The following is a 2,302-nucleotide window of genomic DNA, read 5'->3' on the forward strand; positions in this document are numbered from 1 at the left end:
CATCGCCTCGTGGTCCTTGGCACGGAACGCCGCCTGGATCGCCACCGCCTCGTCGCCGAAGCCGGACGCCTCCATCACCGGGCCGTAGGCCTTCGGTGCAATGTAGAACGCGAGCTGCGCTGCGGCTTCGCGCCGGGCAACGGCTGGGTCGTCGTGGATCGAGGTGATGATGACGCCCTTGAGGTGGACGTCGGCCGCGTTGCGGCCCGTCACCTGCGCCCCCTTCTCGATGGCCGGGCGCGCGATCTCGTCGAGGTACTGGTCGGTGAGCGTCGGGTGGCAGATCAACCCGTCGGACACGCGGCCCGCGACCTCGATCATCCGTGCGTTGACGCCTGCGGTGTAGATCGGGATCTCGGGCCGCAGGGGCGCTTCGATGTCGGCGGTCGGGGTGATGTCGCAGGTGTAGAAGCGGCCCTCGTGCTTGACCGGACCCTCGTGCAGCTTCCACAGCCGGCGCAGCAGGGGAATGAGCTCCTCCATGCGGCTGGCAGGTCCGTCGGGGTCGGTGACGCCGTGCCACCCGACCATCATGCCGCGGGTCCCGGTGCCGAGGCCGAGGGTGAGCCGGCCGCCGCTCATCTCGTCGAGGAAGCGCGCGTCATTGGCGAGCACCAGCGGCGAGCGGCCGACGGCGTACGCAATCGCGGTGCCGACGCCGATCTTCTCCGTCGCTGCCGCCATCGCGGCCACCGACACCACGGCAGAGCGGTTGAGGAACTCGCCGGACCATGCGCCGTCGAATCCGGCCTGGTCGGCTGCCTTGGTGATTTCCACCGTCTCCGCCAGCCCTCCGGCCAGCACGGTGATGCCTCGTGTCGTCACGTCCTCACTGTCGTGCAGGTGTCGATCCGTGGCAACGCCGACGGCTGCCCGGCGATGGAGATCTCGCCACCCGGAGCCCCCGAACGAGACACCTCGGCCACTTCTCGCGGGCCCAACGGCACATGGCGATCTGCCTGAAGGGGGATGCCCGGCCAATGTGACGGAGGAAACACTTCGAGGAGTTCCTGGAGCGGCGGTGGGCCGCCCGGCATCCGCACACTCTCGAGCACCTCACGAAGGGATCAGCCATGCAGATCAAGGCAGCCGTCATTCACGAGATCGGTGGCGACTTCGTCATCGAGGACGTCGAGATCGGCGACCCGCAGTCCGGCGAGGTCCTCGTCGAGATCGCCTCCGTCGGCCTGTGCCACACCGACGTTGCCGCGCAGCACGGGCACCTGCCCTTCCCGATGCCCGGCGTCGTGGGCCACGAAGGTGCCGGCGTCGTGAAGGCGATCGGTGACGGTGTCACGAAGGTCGCCGTCGGCGACAAGGTCGCCATGTCGTTCAACAACTGTGGCGAGTGTGCGTCCTGCAAGAAGGGCGAGCCCGGCTACTGCGCCAGCTTCATGGCCCTCAACTTCGGCGGCGTCCGCCCCGACGGCACCTCTGCGTTGTCCCAGGGCGGCGCGCCGCTCGGCAGCAATTTCTTCGGCCAGTCGTCCTTCGCCACGGCCGCGATCGCCAACCAGCGCAACGTCGTGAAGCTGGCCGACGACGCGGACCTCAGCATCGTCGGACCGCTCGGTTGCGGCGTGCAGACCGGTGCCGGTGCGGTGATGAACAGCTTCGACGCCCAGGCGGGCGAGGCACTCCTCGTCATGGGCGGCGGTTCGGTCGGCCTCTCGGGCGCCCTGGCCGCCGTCGCCCGCAACCTGAGCACCATCATCGTCGTGGAGCCGGTGGCTGCCCGCCGCGAGCTGGCTCTCGAGCTCGGCGCCACGCACGCCATCGACCCCGCCGCCGGTCCGGTCTCCGAGCAGGTCCGCGCGATCATCCCCGCGGGCGTCGACTACGTCCTCGACACCACGGCCAACGTCGCCGTACTCGGTGAGGCCTTCGCGTCGCTGGGCTACCGCGGCACGATCGGCCTGATCGGTGTTCCGGCCGACCCCGAAGCCGTCATGTTCGTTCCGATGATGGGCGCGCAGGTGCTCGGCGCCAAGGTGATCGGCATCGTCGAGGGCGACTCCAACCCGGACGAGTTCATCCCCGAGCTCCTCGCTCTGCACTCCGCAGGCAAGTTCCCGTTCGACCGCCTGATCACCAAGCGGCCGTTCAGCGAGCTCAACGAGGCCATCGCGGCCCAGCACGCAGGTGAGGGCATCAAGATCGTCCTCACCCACGGCTGACCCCCCATCCCCACGACTTCACGAGGTGACCAGATGAGCACGATGGAATACGACAAGCTCTACGTGGCCGGAGACTGGCGCACGCCGGCCGGATCGGCCCGGATCGACGTCCGCTCGGCAACGAC

2 protein-coding genes are annotated in these 2,302 nt (G+C 69.0%); one reads left to right on the top strand and one right to left on the bottom strand.

What is annotated here, in order from left to right:
- On the bottom strand, positions 1 to 825 hold an 825-nt coding region (locus tag ACOADB_RS28745; RefSeq protein ID WP_378607313.1), incomplete at its 3' end, for an LLM class flavin-dependent oxidoreductase.
- 248 nt (positions 826 to 1,073) lie between these two features.
- Between ACOADB_RS28745 and ACOADB_RS28750 the strand changes: the two genes are divergently transcribed.
- A complete protein-coding gene (locus ACOADB_RS28750; RefSeq protein ID WP_378607315.1) occupies positions 1,074 to 2,177 on the top strand; it encodes an NAD(P)-dependent alcohol dehydrogenase in 1,104 nt (367 codons plus the stop codon).
- Positions 2,178 to 2,302 lie beyond the last annotated feature (125 nt).

The organism is Nocardioides sp. CPCC 206348 (assembly GCF_048654705.1).
Lineage (GTDB): Bacteria > Actinomycetota > Actinomycetes > Propionibacteriales > Nocardioidaceae > Nocardioides.